General features: G+C 35.4%; 19 protein-coding genes. 4 read left to right on the forward strand and 15 right to left on the reverse strand.

Going from position 1 to position 19,134, the window contains the following annotated elements; all coding sequences use genetic code 11:
- Positions 1 to 54: 54 nt before the first annotated feature.
- The 12 genes from F6K18_RS06180 to F6K18_RS06235 all read right to left on the reverse strand — a co-directional run bounded on the left by F6K18_RS06180 (position 55) and on the right by F6K18_RS06235 (position 10,269).
- A complete protein-coding gene (locus F6K18_RS06180) occupies positions 55 to 264 on the reverse strand; it encodes a hypothetical protein (RefSeq protein ID WP_287519524.1) in 210 nt (69 codons plus the stop codon).
- Complete coding sequence (locus F6K18_RS06185; RefSeq protein ID WP_287519525.1) at positions 215 to 2,710, reverse strand: penicillin-binding protein 1C; 2,496 nt, start codon at positions 2,708 to 2,710, stop codon at positions 215 to 217. The genes F6K18_RS06180 and F6K18_RS06185 overlap by 50 nt, the downstream gene beginning before the upstream one ends.
- Before the next feature lie 230 nt (positions 2,711 to 2,940).
- Entirely contained in the window at positions 2,941 to 3,282 is a 342-nt protein-coding gene (locus tag F6K18_RS06190) for a DUF5615 family PIN-like protein (RefSeq protein WP_287519526.1), read from the reverse strand.
- Between the two features lie 3 nt (positions 3,283 to 3,285).
- Positions 3,286 to 3,612 carry a DUF433 domain-containing protein gene (locus tag F6K18_RS06195; protein WP_287519606.1) on the reverse strand — a complete coding sequence of 109 codons (327 nt, stop codon included), beginning with the start codon at positions 3,610 to 3,612 and terminating at the stop codon, positions 3,286 to 3,288.
- 75 nt (positions 3,613 to 3,687) lie between these two features.
- On the reverse strand, positions 3,688 to 4,263 hold the full coding sequence (locus F6K18_RS06200) for a Uma2 family endonuclease (RefSeq protein WP_287519527.1): 576 nt from the start codon (positions 4,261 to 4,263) through the stop codon (positions 3,688 to 3,690).
- 343 nt (positions 4,264 to 4,606) lie between these two features.
- The gene (locus F6K18_RS06205) at positions 4,607 to 5,263 is read right to left on the reverse strand and encodes a hypothetical protein (RefSeq protein WP_287519528.1); all 657 of its coding nucleotides are present in this window, start codon (positions 5,261 to 5,263) and stop codon (positions 4,607 to 4,609) included.
- A gap of 72 nt (positions 5,264 to 5,335) precedes the next feature.
- Complete coding sequence (locus F6K18_RS06210) at positions 5,336 to 6,022, reverse strand: hypothetical protein (protein WP_287519529.1); 687 nt, start codon at positions 6,020 to 6,022, stop codon at positions 5,336 to 5,338.
- Positions 6,019 to 6,390 carry a hypothetical protein gene (locus F6K18_RS06215; protein ID WP_287519530.1) on the reverse strand — a complete coding sequence of 124 codons (372 nt, stop codon included), beginning with the start codon at positions 6,388 to 6,390 and terminating at the stop codon, positions 6,019 to 6,021. The genes F6K18_RS06210 and F6K18_RS06215 overlap by 4 nt, the downstream gene beginning before the upstream one ends.
- Before the next feature lie 76 nt (positions 6,391 to 6,466).
- Entirely contained in the window at positions 6,467 to 9,175 is a 2,709-nt protein-coding gene (locus tag F6K18_RS06220; RefSeq protein ID WP_287519532.1) for a CHAT domain-containing protein, read from the reverse strand.
- Between the two features lie 13 nt (positions 9,176 to 9,188).
- Positions 9,189 to 9,374: a hypothetical protein gene (locus tag F6K18_RS06225; protein ID WP_287519534.1), complete on the reverse strand. Its 186-nt coding sequence runs from the start codon at positions 9,372 to 9,374 to the stop codon at positions 9,189 to 9,191.
- A 6-nt stretch (positions 9,375 to 9,380) separates the two neighbouring features.
- A complete protein-coding gene (locus tag F6K18_RS06230; RefSeq protein WP_287519535.1) occupies positions 9,381 to 9,854 on the reverse strand; it encodes a type II toxin-antitoxin system VapC family toxin in 474 nt (157 codons plus the stop codon).
- A 265-nt stretch (positions 9,855 to 10,119) separates the two neighbouring features.
- Positions 10,120 to 10,269 carry a hypothetical protein gene (locus tag F6K18_RS06235; protein WP_287519536.1) on the reverse strand — a complete coding sequence of 50 codons (150 nt, stop codon included), beginning with the start codon at positions 10,267 to 10,269 and terminating at the stop codon, positions 10,120 to 10,122.
- Between the two features lie 62 nt (positions 10,270 to 10,331).
- Here F6K18_RS06235 and F6K18_RS06240 point away from each other — a divergent pair, with 62 nt between their 5' ends.
- The 4 genes from F6K18_RS06240 (at position 10,332) to F6K18_RS06255 (ending at position 15,150) form a co-directional block, all read left to right on the forward strand.
- Positions 10,332 to 10,484 carry a hypothetical protein gene (locus tag F6K18_RS06240; protein WP_287519537.1) on the forward strand — a complete coding sequence of 51 codons (153 nt, stop codon included), beginning with the start codon at positions 10,332 to 10,334 and terminating at the stop codon, positions 10,482 to 10,484.
- Between the two features lie 479 nt (positions 10,485 to 10,963).
- Entirely contained in the window at positions 10,964 to 12,313 is a 1,350-nt protein-coding gene (locus F6K18_RS06245) for an ABC transporter substrate-binding protein (RefSeq protein WP_287519539.1), read from the forward strand.
- A gap of 562 nt (positions 12,314 to 12,875) precedes the next feature.
- A complete protein-coding gene (locus tag F6K18_RS06250; protein WP_287519541.1) occupies positions 12,876 to 13,772 on the forward strand; it encodes a sugar ABC transporter permease in 897 nt (298 codons plus the stop codon).
- A 508-nt stretch (positions 13,773 to 14,280) separates the two neighbouring features.
- A complete protein-coding gene (locus F6K18_RS06255) occupies positions 14,281 to 15,150 on the forward strand; it encodes a carbohydrate ABC transporter permease (RefSeq protein ID WP_287519543.1) in 870 nt (289 codons plus the stop codon).
- 295 nt (positions 15,151 to 15,445) lie between these two features.
- Here the strand turns inward: F6K18_RS06255 and F6K18_RS06260 are convergent, their stop codons facing one another.
- The 3 genes from F6K18_RS06260 to F6K18_RS06270 form a co-directional block, all read right to left on the reverse strand.
- Entirely contained in the window at positions 15,446 to 15,607 is a 162-nt protein-coding gene (locus tag F6K18_RS06260; RefSeq protein ID WP_287519544.1) for a hypothetical protein, read from the reverse strand.
- Positions 15,608 to 15,640: 33 nt separating this feature from the next.
- On the reverse strand, positions 15,641 to 17,626 hold the full coding sequence (locus tag F6K18_RS06265; RefSeq protein WP_287519545.1) for an ABC transporter ATP-binding protein/permease: 1,986 nt from the start codon (positions 17,624 to 17,626) through the stop codon (positions 15,641 to 15,643).
- Positions 17,627 to 18,715: 1,089 nt separating this feature from the next.
- On the reverse strand, positions 18,716 to 19,120 hold the full coding sequence (locus F6K18_RS06270) for a DUF1361 domain-containing protein (protein ID WP_287519547.1): 405 nt from the start codon (positions 19,118 to 19,120) through the stop codon (positions 18,716 to 18,718).
- Positions 19,121 to 19,134 lie beyond the last annotated feature (14 nt).

Raw genomic sequence — 19,134 nt, forward strand, 5'->3', positions numbered from 1 at the left:
TTCGTAATGGTTTTAACCATAAGTAATTATCAATTATCCATTATCAATTATTAATTAATGAACCTTCCTCTTCCTTACTTTTTTCCTCCTGATATCAAATCCGTTTAATTCAGTATAAAAAAATTTTCCATCTTCAACCATTGCCAAATATTTCTCGATCTCCCCATCCCCCCATCTCCCCATCCCCCCATCTCCCCATCTAATTACACCGATGCTACCGGATTTGATATGACTCCTGACTCCTAACACGAATAGAAAACCCATTATAAGGAGACTTACTCGGCAATTTAACTTCAAAATTTACTCTGTCTATAATATCTGCTGAACGTACTTCTAAAGTCCATTTACCAGGAGATAATTTCCAAAATAAAGAATTATCAGAATTAACAGCTAATTTCTCTCCATTCAACCACCATTCCACAGAATTTTCCTGTGCATTTGCCAACTTAAATTCTAATTTTTTCTCTCCTCCAACATCATCCATTAAAAAATAATCATCTTCTTGAGGAAACAAAATCTTTAACCCACCAGAAACCAAACTAGATTTACTCTGTTTTGCCAACCATTCATTATACTCATCAGGCAAATTTTCCACCGAATAAAGAGCAGATAAATTTTCATATTCTGCCAATTGTTCTGGGTAAAAATACTCCGTTATTACCGACGGACAATCAGATTTCGGGCGCAACCCAGAAATTGTACAAACTGGGCGTTGAACCATATTTTTTGGCGGTCGAAAACCTTTCGGTTCCATCTTTTCATGCAAATGTAACATAATCCTATTCCATAAAGGTGCAGCACCCATCACTCCTGATATTTCCACCATAGATTCCCCACTAAAATTACCCACCCAAACCGCCACTGTATAATCATTAGTAAAACCTACTGTCCAAGTATTACGAAAATCTGAGGAAGTACCAGTTTTTACTGCTGCTGGAAATGGCAAATTCAAAGCCGAATTAACTCCAAATTCTGCTGCTCTTGCATGAGTATCGCTTAACATATTTGCTATTAACATCCATTCAGATTTTGCTTTAGGTAGTGGAGGTAGATTTTTATTTTTTGTCTGTAAATAATCTTCTCTCATTCTATCTTGAAAAAAAGTAATTTTTTCCAAATAATTCTGCCTTTCCCCCCTTTCAAAGGGGGGTAGGGGGGATAGGGGGGATTCTTTCTGCCTTCTGCCTTCTGCTTCCCACCTTTCCCTTGTAACAACAGGAATAATTTCTCCTTGTCTTGCCATAATTAAATAAGCTTTTGCCAACTCCCATAAACTAACTTCTCCACTGCCTAAACTTAAACCTAAACCATAATGTTCTGGTGAAGCTTGTAAATGTTGAAAACCCAATTGATGTAGACGGTTTAAAAATTGCTCTACTCCCACTTTTTCTAATACTCTTACTGCCGGAATATTCAGAGAATTTGCTAAAGCAACCCTGACAATAACAGGTCCTAAAAATCTATCTTGATTATAGTTAGTAGGGCTATAAAGTTTGGCTCCAGGAATTGCATAATATGTCGGTACGTCTGGCAAAATAGTATTCGGATTAATTACTTGATTTTCTAATGCTAATTGATATAAAAAAGGCTTTAAAGTTGAACCCGGTTGACGTAGTGCTTGTACTCCATCATTACTACCCATTTTTTGCGTATTAAAATAATCTGGAGAACCCACATAAGCTAATACTTCTCCAGTCTGATTATTAATTACGATAGCAGCAGCATGATGCACATTATAAGGGGTAAGATTTTGAATTACTTGTTGAACTTGGGTAGTAACAAATTGTTGTAAAGGTCTGTCAATAGTAGTACGAATAACTGTAGGAGTAGTTGTTGTAGATAAATGTTTATTTATGGCAGTAGATTGATTTTGAGATAACCAAAATAGAAAGTGTGGTGCAGCAATAATACCTTGATTTTTTGGTTGTAGAGTTATTTTTTCAGCAAGTACTTTTTCAGCTTCAGCACTGGTAATATAATTGTCTTCAACCATGCGCTTTAGAACGTAAATTTGCCGTTGTTTGAGGAGACTCCAATTATAGTAAGGGTTGAGGTCAGTGGGGTCGTTTGGTAAAGCAGCAAGAATAGTAGCTTGGGCAAGGTTCAGGTCTGTAGCTGAGATGCCAAAATAAGCACGGGATGCTGCTTCTACCCCATAGATATTTCCTCCCATGGGTAAACGGTTGACATAAGATTGCAGGATTTGATTTTTGTTCATCCCTGCTGTAATGCGCCAAGATAGCCAAATTTCACGCACTTTGTTGACCAGGGTGCGTGGTGTGGGTTCCAACATTCGGGCAAGTTGCATGGTGATAGTGGAAGCTCCACTAACTATTTGTTTTGCTTGGATAGCTTCCAGGAGCGATCGCCCTATTGCTTTTATGTCTAGAGCGCCATGTTGATAATATCTTTTGTCTTCTGCTGCGATGATGGCGTTGATAAATAGAGGTGAAATTTGTTCTAGGGGGACGACTACTGTATTTTCTTGGTCGCGGGTGAGGATAGTTCCGAGTGGCAAACCGTTGCGGTCGATAAATTCTAGAGTTTGTTGGTTTTGAGCTATGTCTTGAGGGCGAATGGGGGCAAACAGAGGGAGCGATCGCGCAGTTAAGCACAATAGTGCAAAACTCAGAATAAATTTAGACCTGGGTTTGGTGTGCTGCCATTTTTGTTTAATATTTTTTGATATATGTTTCGTAATTTTTATCATAACAAATTTTATTATCAGAGCTTTTCAAATAATAGACCTCTGGTGCTAAAGAGCAACTATGAACCTCTTGAGCGATCGCCATACTTATACTAATTCACTTTAAAGATGTCACAAATAGTTTCCAACTTTAAATGTGAAATAATTGGCTGAAATTATTGTATAGTAAAAGTTTTGAGCTGATAAAATCTTACTTTTAACTTTTGACTTTTGACTTTTGACTTTTGACTTAGTTAATGCTGTGGGCGTTTAACTCGAATCAATTGATCTGTTAATGTTTCTTGTGCAGAAATAGCATCATTAATTCTGTTAGCCATTCTTTCTCTGTCAAAATCATCTTTGCAAGCAATAATACCTCCATGATTTGATAAGGTACGATGCAGTCGAAAAAAATCAACTCTATTTAAGGTTAAAACTGCACGTTCATTTTGAGTAGCAAAAGCTAGTACCTCTAGATCGGGAATCTTTTGGTTAGCTAATCCTGCTTCTTGTACTGTGAGAACATCGTGACCAAAAGTTCTTAGCAATTCTACAACTCGTCTAGGAAACTGTTCGTCAGCATAGAGACGTACCATAGGTTAAATCTCCTCATTTTCTCGAATAGCTAACTCAATATCCTGAGAATATATCTCAGCATAAGTCCAAGCATTAACTAGATCCGCTGCTTGGAGACTGGGATAGTCTTGCAGCAATTCCGACTCACTCACACCCAAACGACGAGCATTAACTAATACCCAAACAGGAATGCGAGTACCAGCAATACAGGCGTTACCACCACAAACACCGGAGGTCTTTTCAATACCAGACCAACTACTAGCTAAACTTTGAGTTAAAAGCTGAATAGCTTGAAATTTTTCTGCTGGAGTTAGTGCCAAAAGTTGGGGTTCTAAATCTTTTAATTTCATAGTTGACTCTTGAGTATCTATTATAATTGGCAAGTTTTTTATCAAAGTTTTGATGTGGTAGAATCAGAAAAAAATCTACGGAATTTCTCCAAAAGTGACATCTTCATACAAACTATCAATGCTAGTCCGAAAGTCAATGCTTGCCAGGATAATTTCACTGCTTTGAGTGTAAGTGTGCAATACCCAAAGACCTTCAGCATTACGACGAAAACATTCTAAACGCTGGCGTTTTTGGTTAATTAAAACGTATTCTTGCAAGGTTGGTAATTGCTGATAATTGGCAAATTTGTCACCGCGATCGAATGCTTCTGTGCTTTCGGATAAAACTTCCACTATTAAACAAGGATATTTTTTATGATTTGGCAAAGCTTTATCTCTGGCGTCGCAAGTTACCATAACATCAGGATAATAGAATGTATTGGTAGTTTCTATATGAGCTTTCATATCCGACATATAGACGCGACAACCACTGCCTCGGAGATAATTTCTTAATGCTGAAGCTAGGTTGAGAGAAATAGTCACATGAGCATCACTAGCACCTGCCATTGCGTATACTTGTCCATCAATATATTCGTGTTTGACGGGACTGAGTTCTTCTTCTGTGAGATATTCTTCAGGAGGAATGTAATCTGTGTTTTGGTTAGCAATCATGGTTTTGGAGAAGGCTTTATGAGTAAAAAAACTTTTAGCGCGATCGCTTAATTATTTTGTACTTATTTCATTGTAACAATATTTTTTGAAATTGGTATTACTTTGATGTTTTTTACCTATATTTAATCATTTTTCATAAGTTAATTGGTAGGCTATTTATTTTTGATAAATGGTGTTATATAAAAGAAGTTAAAGCCATAAATAAACAACTTAATATTTAGCTATTTTTAGGGTGTGTTTCGGCTAAGAGCCGACATGAAAAGTGCTAGCGTAACACACCAAAACCCTATATCTATTGTCAGTGCTTAAGTCCTGCCGATCATTCAGATACTACAAAGTACTGTTAATACTTCTTCATTCGGCCAATTCTCCTTTTCAGAATCTGAATAATAACAGTGAATGCTGCTCCTACAACACCAAAACCTAAACTTAAAAATAGTGCTTGAGTCAATGGATGGAAATTGTTAGAAGAAAACGGTAGTAATAGAGGTTTTCCGGGTTCTGGTGAAATTATATATGGAGCAACAGTAGCACCAACTGCTGTTGAGGTTAAACCCACACCCATAATTGCTATAGTATTTTGGAAAGAGCGATCGCTCTGAGCTTGTTCGATGTCTACTCTTCCCTGAATTGCTGTCATTGCCTTTTCTAGTAATGCTGCTCCATGCTGAAAGTAGCCTAAGTCTGATTGGAGTTGTTCCCTGAATAAGCGACAGTCTTCGTCAAAAAATTGAGACAGGAAACTGAGATTTTCCCCTGGAAGTTGGCTTTGAATATGGTTGAGTTCTCGTTTATAGTTTTGGGCGTTGATGTCAATTGTTAGGCGATAGTGGTCTAGGTCACGAGTTAATTGAGTATATGATAAATATTTTTGAGGAATTTCTTTTAAGTATATTTTGAACTTATTTAATTCTTCTTGAGTTAGATTTTTATCGACTGGCATTCCCTGGAAAATTTTTTCAATATAGGGTTCAATAGCTAGATACTCCTCGCGAAGCACATTATGAACTTTACGACTGAGTTTGTAAGCTGTGACGACATTGTTTAAATAACAAAATAGACTAATGAAATATTAATAATGGCGGGTAAATTTCCTGTCGCTGCCAGTTTCACAGAATATCCAAACCAGTACATGGCAGTAGTCTTTTCCTTGAGTAGGAACGCCGTATTCAAAAATAGAACTGCCAAATAGTTGACCTTCTCGGTAAAAGTCAGGATAAGAATATTCATTGGGAATAAATTCTCTCAAACAATTGTCTGCCAGTTCCCTAAGTTTTTGGCGATTTTGTAAAGATTTCCTCGGAAACCCCTGTTTTTCTTTGTACCAAACTGTTAGGAGTAAGGTTTGACCAAGGGAACTCCCTATTTCTTTGGGCATTAGGCACTCTGAAGGGTTAAGGAGTTTCAGAAAGTTCAGTTCTAGGGAGTTTGTTTTTTTCCCATTCTCATCCAATTCGGGACGGCGGGCGTTGAAAGCGAGACCGTAGGTATCGTGAATGCGGACGGGAGTGACACGTCCGGTAATTGAGAACTGTGTGCCATCTAGGGAGACTTTACTCTCAAAGTGCAGAGCGACATTTTTATGTTTGAGCAAGTTAACCCGATATCCTATTTGCTCTTCAATTTCTAGGGGTTTGGTAAGGCCAAACTTCTGGGACAGAATGCTACTGTATTTGTCCCAGAGTTGGTTGGGTTGGTTGTCGTTTTTCCAATGAAAAGCAAATAAATGGACATTGGGTGCATAGACTTTTCTAGTCATTGTTTCTGATTTTGGTCTAGTTTAGCTGAATCAGATTTGCTTGAGTCAGTTCTTTCAGATAGTTTTTCCTTAACTTTTTGACTCAGTTCTTGTTTGAAGTCAGTGGAACTAGCAGATTGGCTTGCTGGGAAAGGTGGGACATCATCTAATTCTTTTCTTCTAATTGCCAAGCTTCTGAGAGCATTCTTAATAGGTACTCGTTCTTTATGTCTACACCAATCTATAAGAGTTGGGTCGGGATTTTCTGATGAATTATTTTCCAAACGAGCCAAGGTTTGCTGCAAGTCTTGGAGGTCGTCAGTAGAAAACAGTTCTGGTTTAGTTTCCAGAAGAAGTGGAAGAGATTGAAGTAGAGGGTCAGTTGTCATTTTCAATTGGGATTTTTGATAGTAAGTTAACTGGTAATACTTTTGACTCAAAGTAGATTGAACAAAAGCCTAAAGGTTACTTTCCAACAGCGCAGAAAGCTGCCCAGTAGAATTGTTCTTGGTAGGGTTGCTCATCAGAATCAAACCATTTTATTAGGTCTTTTAGGTCTCTCTCAATCTGCTGAACAAATTGTTTTTCTAATTTTAGCTCGCTTGCCCAATTTTGTAATTCGGCTACCGTAACATCCCGCAACCATAGTTGAGCTTGGTTGAGAGCTATAGCAACGGTTAAGCCAGACTTGAGGTTTTGATAAAACTTGATGAGTAAAAAAGCTGTGGAGACTTCATCTACTGCCCACAAACTGCTGACAACATTTGAAGCACCTGCGTAAAGAAACCCACTGGGTAAACCAATATATTCGTCGCTAGCGTTCAGAAAATCAATCAATCCAGTTTCACAAGCGGATAAAGTAACAAGGCGACATTTTTCTAAATTCAACCTAAAAATGTCATTCAAAGTCATGCACTTGTCGAAGTCAATCTCATCTTTTTCTTGAGCAACAGAATTCAAAGGTGTATTGGCTAAGACAAGAGCAGATTTACGAGGTTGGCTAAGGTTAAACTTGCCGTGGCAGCTAAAATGGGCACAGTGGAAAATATCAAGGGATATTTTATCAATAGCTTCCTTTGTTGCTGCTTTTTGTTTGAGAACATTATTAATATTAAAATAATTTTGGATAGCTTCAACTTCAACATCAGCATAGCCAAGGTCTTCTGTTGGATTTTGAACAGCAAATAGGTTAGTAAATTCAGGCCGTTGTCGAGTTTGGAAAAGTTGCTGAAGTTGGCAACTAGGGGAATAACTAACGCCTTTGGGAAATCTATCAAAAAGGGTAGAGTCTCCAGCAAGAGGCAAGCCATGAAGTGGCAACAAATGCAAGTAACGGTGGGGAACTAGGATTAACTGGTCGCATTCTGTAGGGATTTGCTCTATAATTTTATCCAGACACAGAATTTTTGCCAGTTGACTTAAGTTGTCAGATAGCTCTATGCACCAATCTGATTTTTCTTGATTGTAGGCTTTTAAGTAGCTGTTTGCCCAGTTTTCTAATTTTTTCAGGTCTATCAAATCTGGTGATAAAACGATTGGTTGTTGAGTTTCCCTCGTAATAATGAAAACAAGTAGCTGCTCGCTGGCAATATAAAACTCAACAACAGCAGTGCGATCGCCCAGACTCGACCGGAATCTATCAAATTGAAAATCCCAACCAACAGATAAGTATTGATTTTGTAAATCATTACGTTCCTGCCGAAGTTTTTCTAGTTTTTGTACTAATGCTGTCGGTTTCATTGACGCACCAGTTTGGAGTTTGTATTGCCCACTAGAAATTTCATCTCGAAGTTTATCTAGTTTACTAATAACTTCTGGGGAAGAAATAGTTTTTTTGTCTGTGAGAATTTGTTCTACTAAATTACGGGTTTTGCTGCGTTCGACGTATTCTATTGCTGCAATGTTTCGATCTAGTTTTAAGCAAACTTCTACTATGCTTTGATAGAGAGCATTCCAGTCTTCAGCTAGTTTTTGCTTGTCTTCTTGTCGCTCGGAGCCATAAACTATTTCTCCACGAATAGATGTTAGGGTTTTAATAGCATTTTGAAAGTAATTAAAAGCTTCAGCAAATTGCTGTTCTTTTTGATATGTTACACTAAGATTAGTATTAATTATTGCATAGTTTTCTGGGAAAGCTTCGCGCTTAAAAATTGTCGCTCCATTATTGAAATAATGCCTAGCTCTTAATAGCAACTCTTTTTCTGAATTTATCTGAGATAAAGAAAGAAAAGCAGCACCTAAATTGATTTGCGTAATAGCCCATTTATCAGGATAATTTTCATACTGAAAAACTGTTGACGCAGTTTCAAAATGGGCAATAGATTTTAATAAGTTTGCTTCTGTTTTATTCCCAAGATATGCAAAACCTATACTGATTTGCAGCTCTCCCCATTTTTCGCTATTAGGAGTACATTCTTCTAATGCAAGAGATAAATAATTAATTGCTTTTTCCCAATTATTCTCATTATTTTCTATGCGATATAATTCAAGATGAAGAATACCGAGATTAGCTTTGGCTCTGCTCCATTCCAAAGGAAAGTTTTGGCGTGTGATTATTGATAAAGCATTGGATAAACAATTAATTCCCTGCTGCACATTTTCTGTATTATTACCCCGAAGTTTCTGAACGTAGGCTACACCCAAACTGATATTTATCTTTGCCCAATCTTCCGTATTTGCTTCACATAATTCTAAGGCATTTTTATAACAGTTAATTGCACTTTCTAAGTTTTCTGCCTTTTCTCCATAAATTCGGTAAACATAGGCACTACCTAAATCATTTTGGATAGATTTCCAATACTCAGGATATGCTTCCTGTGTAAATACTGTTATGGCAGCTTGGTAAGTTGAAATAGTAATTTCCACATTTCTAGCTCGATCGCCATGAGAACTTTGGCAAAGAATCTCCACGAAATTAACCATACACGCTGCTATACCTTCTGCCTGGTTTGGAAAGTGTGCTAGCACTCTCAAAAAAAGCTCTATTATCCCACCTTTTATTAATGCAAAAAAATCATCATCAATTTGGTCTGGGTTATCTTTTAGAAGTTGCTCAACAATTTGCCGTTCCCTGCTATTAGGTACAATTTTATTAGTATCTATTGCGTACGATACACGCAAAAAAAAAGGCCAACGAGATAGAACTTTAAATATCTCACCTTGTTGCATCTTCATCAGTTAAAACCACTTAAGTTTCAACTAAAGACTTGTTTTCTTGGCGAGTAGGTTTGATTGGTGTCGAAATGATTTTTCTGCCACTAGCAGCTTGTTTTTTTTCTAAATCTTCAACCATAGCGTGTAAATTATAATTAAAAGATTTAGCATATTCTTCTCGGTATTTATAAATTTCTGCTAATACTTCATCATGCCACATATTTATTTAATCTCCTATTAGTTCCAAAGGTGTACAAATAGTTGGTAAAGGATATCCAAATTCCAGACTAATTTGTCCTAATTTTTTCTGAATCTGGGCATTAGCAATGTGCTTACAATTCCATGTTAACAGGTAATCTAAACCATAGAATGTAGCCAGGGCAATATGTAATGCATCATTAGCAGCTTTAGGGGGTAAGTTGCTTAGAGTCAAAAATTTTTTGGCTAAGTTTTCCACTGTTAAATTTAATCCAAGTAAGGGAAAATCTTGCAAAATCTCCAGTCGCTTAGTAGCTATTTCGGCATCTCCTTCAGCTACTTCATCTAAAACTACCTGAGAGATGTAAAGTGTGAACTGACTCCGGCATTTTTCCCACCAATCCATAGTAATTTGTCGATTAGCCATCAGGATTAAGTTATTACTCGATCTCAGAGTTAGATAGCCAATTATACTGGTTTCGATATATACAGTTTCAGTCACAAATTTTGTTCATCCATAATTATTCACTTTCTAATAATAACTTAATCAAACAATAGCTAAAACAGCATCTTGAACAACTTTTGGCAATTCAATTATTACAAAATAATCGGCAGGATAAAGATAATCGGCGTTGCTGAATTGAAGTATGAATGCGTGATTGTTTGGTTCTAGTCCACGCCCCCTAAATCCCCCAAAATTGGGGGACTTTTAGAGTTTTATTCCCCCCAAAATTGGGGGGCTAGGGGGGCTTGCATCATACCCAGAATCAGCTTTCATCAACTATTCTTAAATCACCATCTCTTGTCACCTCTTCATCAGTTAAAGCTACATAAATTTTATGTAATTCCAAAGAAGCAGGATAATCTTTATTTTTAATACAAACTGCAAATTGAGCTTCATATTTCAGATTATTCATATCCCTATTCCCTCTTTTCTAATGTTAAAATCAGAAGATAAAATCATTATCGCCGTGAAAGCATGAAACATCTCGACATAGACAAAACTAATATCGATCTAACAGTAATTATTAACGAAATTGCTACTAACCAGTCTGAAGTTGTCATTACCCGCCAAGGTTTGCCAGTTGCTCGTATTGTTCCTTATACTATTTCTAAATCTGGTTCGAGATAAATGGAGTAATGAAACTTAGCATCGGGATGGTAAAACTTGCTTTGTTGTGCTTGGGAAAAATCGTATTCTGATTTCATAATTGCCTCTGTTGATAAACTTTAACTGAAATAGCTTTACGAGCTGAAATAATCCTAATTAGATAGGAGGATTTATTGATTTCTTTCTTAGAGGATATCTGAAAAGTTTTTTGATACTGAATTTTGCCCCCCTAGCCCCCCAATTCTGGGGGTAACAAGAGTCAATTTGCTTTTAAAAGTCCCCCAAAATTGGGGGATTTAGAGGGCATTGATTTCTTTCTTAGAGGATATCTGAAAAGTTTTTTGATACTGAATTTCGCCCCCCTAGCCCCCCAATTCTGGGGGGAACAAGAGTCAATTTGCTTTTAAAAGTCCCCCAAAATTGGGGGATTTAGGGGGCTTGGATGATGAAAGTTATTCAATTAGATGAAGTCATTGTTCATTCTTGAATCTACAAAAATAATGAAATATACTAAATTTTTCAACCTTACTCTAGAAAAACTAATACCAAAAATTCATGCCTGGTTAAAATTCCTGATAATTAGACTGAAAAAACAATTTCAAATAACCATCTTAATTGTAGCAACTTTCCTAGGTATTTTATATAGCTCAATTTCACCTGCACTGACCCAGGAAAAACCTGTAACTATCCAAGTATTAATGTCAGCTATCACAGCTACTCAATTAGAACCAATTCAAACAGACTTTAACAAAGCTCACCCCAATATTAACTTAGAAATTGTCAAAGCTCCTAACGATACTAACTTAGTAGAAGACCTTTATACATCCTCTTTTTTACTAGGAGATTCACCCTATGACCTAGCTTATATGGATACAGTTTGGGTGCCAAAATTTGCTGCTGCTAACTGGTTACAAGACCTTTCTGAAAAAATCGATAAACAACAATTAAAAGAAACATATTTGTCAGGAGATATAGAAGGAGGAACTTACAAAAATCAACTTTATTGGATGCCATTAATCTCCAATGGAGGTATGCTTTATTATCGCACAGACTTATTAAAAAAAGGTGGGTTTGAACCTCCCAATACCTTTGAAGAGCTAATCAAAATATCACAAGAATTACAACAGCAAGGATTAGTTGAATGGGGATATCTTTGGCAAGGTAAACAATATGAAGGTTTATCCGCAATGTTTATAGAAATTCTCAAAGGTTATGGAGGTTTTTGGATTAACCCAGAAACAAATGAAGTAGGTTTAGATCGACCAGAAGCGATAGAAGCAGTAAACTTTTTACGCACAACTATTACCGCAGGAATTTCTCCTCCTGGAGTAACTACTTATGCAGAAGAAGAAACACGTCGTTTATTCCAAAGTGGTAAGACAGTTTTTCTACGCAATTGGCCTTATGTATATCCATTAGCATCAAAATCAGAAATAGCTGGAAAATTTGCTATTAAACCAATGGTTCACGCTTTAGGAAAAGAAAGTGGAGCTTGTTCAGGTGGATGGGGATTAGGAATAGTTAAAAGCACAAAACATCCAGAGGAAGCATGGGAAATTATTCAATACTTCAACAAACCAGAAGTTCAACGTAAATTAATTTTAGAAACAGGTTTTGTTCCGGCGAGAAAATCACTTTTTAACGAAAAAAATCTAGTAGCAAAATTTCCTTATTTACCAAACTTATTTCAAGTAGTTGAAAATTCTGTATTACGTCCTCCTATTGCTCAATATGCTCAAGCTTCAGATATTTTACAACGTTATCTTAGCTCTGCTTTAACTGGTTCTCGTACTCCAGAATTAGCAATGAAAAGTGCTGCAGCAGAAACTCGTGCTTTGTTAGGAACTTGACTCCGGGAGTGGGGGAGTAGGGGAGCGGGGGAGTAAGGGAGTGGGGGAGTAAGGGAATATTTGGCAATGGCGCTCAGATGGAATATTTTTTTATACCTAATTAAGCAGATTTGATATTAAACCCATAATGGCAAAGATAATTATAATTTTAGAGCTATAGCTGTTTCAACAATTAATTATTAATTATTAATTATTACCTCTTCTTTTCAAGGAGAGGATTGACTAAAAGGAAAATTTTTTCTTCTCTTGGTCGATGGTCGGACAGCGAGGAGACCCGCTCTTATCAGAGCCGCTCCGAAGATCGCCATCCCACCCTACGGGAAGCTGCGAAGATCGACCGCTTTTTCCCTTTTAAAGGAGAGAGTTTAAACCTTAATTATTCGGTAATGTGGCTATAAAAAGCTATTATTTCTTCCCAAATTATGTAATACCATTTCTCTGTAATAATGCGCTTAATAATTCTTGCCCAAACCTTAATTTTACTAATAGCTGTTATCTTTTATTAAGCGCAACTTCATGGAGAAATACTTACCAATTGATTGCTCAAAAATAGTATAAATTAATGACAATAAACAAAATTGAAAAAAGAGAAAAATTAATAGGGTCCCTGTTGATTTTACCAGCTATTCTAATATTACTATTCGTATTTGTTTATCCCATTGGCAGAGCTTTTTGGCTAAGTCTATTTACAGAAAATTTAGGTACCGAATTAAAACCTATTTTTTCAGGCTTAACAAACTACAGTCGAATGTTAACTGATGGTCGTTTTTGGCAAAGTTTATGGAACACTACTATATTTACCACCATCTCCATTTTTCTAGAATTAATATTAGGAATGAGTATCGCTCTTATCTTAGATAAATCATTCCGAGGACGAGGTTTTGTTCGTACTGTTAGTCTTATTCCTTGGTCATTACCAACTGCAGTTATGGGATTAGCTTGGGCATGGATTTTTAATGACCAATTTGGCATAGTTAATGACCTACTTTTCCGTTTAGGATTAATTCAAACTAATATTACTTGGTTAGGCGACCCATTCAGAGCAATGTTAGCAATGATTATTGCTGATGTTTGGAAAACAACGCCTTTTATAGCAATCATTTTATTAGCAGGATTACAATCTATTTCTTCTGATTTATACGAAGCTCATGCTATTGATGGTGCTAACTCTATTCAAAGTTTTCGACAAATTACAATCCCATTATTAATTCCACAAATAGTAATTGCTTTGTTATTCAGATTTGCTCAAGCATTTGGTACTTTTGACCTGGTACAAGTAATGACTGGAGGTGGACCTGCTGGAAAAACAGAAACTGTTTCTATCTATATATATGCCACTATTAGACGTTATTTAGACTTTGGTTATGGAGCTTCTTTAGTAGTAGTAACATTTCTACTGTTAATTCTTGCCGTAGCGATCGCTAGTATCGCTATGCGAAAGTTAAAAGTCAAAAGTTAACAAACAAGTCAAAAGTCAAAAGTCAAAAGTCAAAAGTAAGAAATGAAGTTATAAAGTTAAAAGTTAGAAATTAACTCAAAAGTTAAAGTAATATGAAGGCAGAAGTTAGATCCTACATTTAAATATTAAGTCAACAAACAAGTCAAAAGTCAAAAGTCAAAAGTAAGAAATAATGAAGTAAGAAGTAAGAAGTAAGAAGTAAGAAGTAAGAAGTAAGAAGTAAATTATAGTGGTCAATAGGAGTCAAGGATTCAGTAAGTATTTATGCTTAATATTTAACTGAGAATTTGACTCTCCATTGAGGTAAATGAAGATAATTTATATAGCATAAATACTTAAGTTTGCTACGGATTTTATACTAATTTTTATGTTACAAATTGAAGTGCGGAATGTGGGTTATAAGACTATTTATTCCTTTCCTGTTCCCTGTTCCCTGTTTTCTGTTCCCTAGAGCAATAAAACTTTGTACCTCATCAACTCAATAACTGCTGTCAATAAGGAATAAAAAATGTCTATAGCTGAAAAATCATCATCAAAAAATCAATCATCAGTAAAAGTTAGCAGAATAATTCTATGGGTAAGTGTGGTGTTAATTGTCATATTTTTCCTAGCTCCTGTTTTATGGCAATTACTAACTTCTTTCAAAACAAATGAGGCAATATCAGCAGTTCCTAATATCTATTTCCCTACTCCCAACCAATTAACTTTTGACCACTATCTTAGTTTGGGTTTGGGTTTTCTCCGCTATGTTTTTAATAGTGCTTTTGTGTCTATTATTTCCACAGTTATTTGTTTAGGAATAGGAGCGCCTGCTGCTTATACTTTGGCACGGTTAAAACTCCCTGGAGAAAATATTATTATTGCCTGTATTTTAATCGTCAGTCTGTTTCCCTATGTATTATTATTTTTGGGTCTGTTAGAAATTATCAAATCTCTTGGTTTAGGTAATAACTATATCTCCCTAATTATTCCTTACACTGGGATAAATTTACCTCTGACAATTCTGGTCTTAAGAAGCTTTTTCCAACAGTTACCAAAAGATTTAGAAGACTCAGCTAAAATAGATGGTTACAACACAATTTCTATGTTGTGGAATATCGTCTTACCTCTAACAATTCCAGCATTAGTAACCACAGGAATTTTAACCTTTATTTTTGCCTGGAATGAGTTTATTTTTGCCCTGACTTTTATTACTCGTTCCGAAATGTATACTATTCCCGTTGCAGTTGCTCAAATAGGGGGGACTTCTGTATTTGAAATTCCCTACGGACCAATTGCTGCTGCAACAGTAATAGGCACATTTCCTTTGTTAATTTTGGTGTTGATAGCTCAACGTCGAATTGTTCAAGGTATTACTGCAGGAGCTGTCAAAGGGTAAGCATTCAGCTATTAGAAGTTAGCCCTTCAACAATTAGTAGTGAATAATTACTTCTCAGGTTTGGGAAGGGTGCAATTAACAATTAACAATTAATAATTACCCCTTCTTAAAATAAGGAGATTGACTAAAAGGAAAATTTTTGATTTTATCCTCTTAAAAGGGGAGGCTTTAAACCTGAATTGTTTAATAATTAATAATTAATTAGCGCTTGCTGATTAAATCTAAAAGTATTTACATATAAAGGTAAGTGCCTTTTTGGGGTCGAAAAAAGTGCCTTGTTTTCAGTCTAAAACCCTCAAAAAGTTAGTATTTTAGGCGCATAGTTGGGCAGAAAAATCAAGGGACAATTCTTACTCCTACCTCCTCTAAGTTCCCATTTCTTCTGTCTTCCCCTCCTGGGAGGGGGAGGGGCGAGGGGTGGGTTGTCTCCTGTCTCCTGTCTCCTACCCTCACCCATAAGACTTTTTCAGCAAACCCTAATTATTAATTATTAATTATAAGAACTAGCTTCTGCTTGATAATCTTCTGCTGATAATACTCGCCAATTAGCATCACCTGTTAATTCTAAAACTTGTTGATGATATTTCAACAAACTTAAACGATGTCCTACACTGACAAATGTTGTTTGAGTTGCTTGTAATTTTTCATAAAGTTCCGCTTCATTTTGTAGGTCTAAAGCGCTGGTAGCTTCATCTAAAATTGCATAATCAGGCTTAATTAATAATAGTCTTGCAAAGGCTAAACGTTGTTGCTCTCCCAAAGATAAAACATTTTCCCATGGTAACTCCACATCAAAACCATCTAATCTGTCTGGTAAATCTTCTAAATTAACCACTTTCAAAATATTTCTTAATTCATACTCATTAAACTCTTGGTTAACTTGAGGGTATAACAACTGTTCTCGTAAACTTCCTAAAATCATATAAGGGCGCTGAGGTAGAAATAATATTTCCTCCAAATTCGGGCGTACTAAACGACCCGTACCCGATGTCCATAAACCTGCTATTCCTCTTAATAAAGAACTTTTACCTGCTCCACTTTTTCCGACAATTAATAATCCTTGACCTGACTTTACTGCTACTGATAAATTTTTCACCAGAGTCTTTTGACTTTCATTAATTTCTTCGTGATTTAAAGGAGTATTTAAAGTAATATTTTCTAACGCTAATCTAGAACTTTCTGTTACATCAATTTCTCTAGTTCCTACTTCTGATACTTTTCTAGTATCTTCTAATGTTTCTCTAAATTTATCCAAACGGTTAATACCAGCCGCAAAATTAGTTAAGTTGTCGATTTGACTAACTACTAAAGAAAAAGCTCCTAAAACCTGACTAAAAGCAAAACCTGCCTGACTAATATCTCCAAATTTAATTTCACCTGCAAAGTAAATAGGAGCCATAATTAAAGAAGGCAAAATAATTACTGCATATCGATAACCTGTAGTAAAGTAATCTACATTTCTTTGCCACCCAATCAGCAAATTAAAATTATTAAAAACCTGAGTAAATCTTTGTCTAATTTGAGATAATTCTTGCTCTTCTCCTCGATAAAAAGCAATTGATTCGGCATGGTCGCGGATATGAACTAATCCATAACGAAAGTCTGCTTCTCGTTTGAGTTGGTAGAAATTTAAAGGAATTAATTTTCTGCCAAAAATTACTGCTACTAATGTTCCCGCCACAGCATAAATAATGAGAAATATTGAGAGTGGTATTGATATTGACCACAGAATTCCTGTGAAGGAAATAACGTCAATTATTGAGTTGAGAATTGTGAGGATAAAAAATAAACTTTGGTTAGTGAAAGATTTAATATCCTCTGCAATTCTTTGGTCTGGATTATCAATTTTCCCCTTTGAATCTATTTCATAATATGACCTATTTTCTAAGTAGTTATTTAGAAACTTATTTGTCATCCACTCTCGCCAGTAAAGTCCTAGTTTTTGCCTTGTATACGTGTAAATAACAACTATAGGAGTACCAACAATAAAAACCCCAGCATAAACATATAAGAACCGCCAAAATGTAGGTTGGTCTTTTTCAGATAATGCAGTTGTAAAAAAGTTGCCTACATAGCTAATAATTACATTTAAACCACTAACTGATAGAGATAATAATAGTAACAAACTTAACAATGCCCAAGGTTGCCAACGTGGGATAAGCTGTTTTTTATAGTACCAAAAACCAATGGCAGGAACGACAAACATTAAAGCAATAACAAATATCCAGTGCGAATTAATAATATTGTGAATTGTATTGACTAAACCAGGAGCAATACTATTAAATGACTCACCAAATATAGCTTCATTAACCAAGCAAATCAAACTAACAACTAAAAAAACAGCAGCAAATAAAAACATTAAAAGCAGAAATAATAATCCTAAAAATACTTTGTTCCCCCCCGGTTCTAGTGGATAAAAATACGGTTGAGCAATCTGCAAAAAACTATTCCAAAGTTTATTGTTAAATTTATTCATATTTGATTTTCTAACAGTTAACTAATATAGATTATAACCTATAATTTTTAATCTGTAAATACACGGTGATATATTATATAAAAAATCAAAAAAAAAACAGGGTTATAAAGGATTTAAACCATGCCCATATATTGCTAATTAAAGCTACTTATATTTCCCAAATAAGTAATGAAATTTCCTAAAAGTTAATAGTTTTTTTAACCAAAAAATAAGGTCTCAAGCCTCTCCTTTCAAGGGGATGAAAAAGCGGTCGTTAGCGCAGCTTCCCGTAGGGTGGGATGGCGAGGAACCCTGCGCCATATCCAATCGACCAAGAGAAAATAAAGTTCAATATTTCCAGCCTCTGACTTTCCTGCGGAATGCTGCACAAACAGGTAGAGATACTGATAACTGATAACTGAAATGACTTGCTTCAATTTTGAATAAAAATCAAATGTTAACTACATAAACTTTAGTCTTTCCTAGATATTTCTTCCCTATATTTTTGGTTTATATAGCAATCCTAAATAGGTTGCGGGTAATCAAAAAGTAAATAAAAAAACTGAAACTCTTACCAGTTAAGTGTTCCCAGTTAAGTGTTCCCTAAAAAGCAGTAAGATTTTTGACACGAATAAAATAGGATTGCTATAGCAGTTTTCATTAACATAAAATACAGAGATTTTTACTTAAAGGCAGAAGGCAGAAGCTTTGTAGTCAACATGAGTGAAAACCCCTGTGACTTCAAAAAAAATGCAATTAAATTAGAAGAAGGTTTGAATCTTACTCTAAATTGACCCTCTTCATTATTTTAATTTTCTAGCACAATAAATAGTAAATTAAATAGTCAATTTAAAGACTGAAATACCTGACTAAAATTTTGGTGAAGCTCTAGAATTTTTTTTCCTCTGCTTGATTTATTTGATATTGTTGCAGTATAGCTAAAGTTACTAATTTCATTAGCCAATACAAACTAAAAATAACTATAAAAGTAATTAATATTACTAAAATAGGACGGGTGCATCTCACAGCAAGCAAAAATACTTTTTTCCTATATATCTCCTGTTGCCTGTTGCCTGTTGTCTGTTGCCTAAAAGCGATAAATTTTTGGCTTTATTCTTGCATTGAGATGCACCCAATAAGACCTTGACCAAACATATCGCTATAAACACTTTTTATCAAAGTATTAGGATTAGTAACTATATCCCAACTATTAAAACGCTTGAACCTTCCCAGATAAATACCAATAGCAGAAAGACAATGAATAATTAACTCTATTCCCAGAATAAAATTACTCCAACCTTCTCGCTGTAAATAGTAGCCCAAATTAATTAAAGAAAGAACATAAGCTTCAAACCCAATAAACATAAATAACAAATATTGGGGAACTACTGCTAAAGTCAAAACCCATACAGAATTACTTTGACGAAGATCTTGATCGAGATGAATAATATCAGTTAATACATAAGGAGCATTAGGTAAAAAAGCGATAAAAATTAATAAACAAAACCACCACAATAAAGAAGAATGCT

Origin of the sequence: Okeania sp. SIO2C2, from assembly GCF_010692625.1 — a bacterium.
Classification (GTDB): Bacteria; Cyanobacteriota; Cyanobacteriia; order Cyanobacteriales; family Microcoleaceae; genus Okeania; species Okeania hirsuta.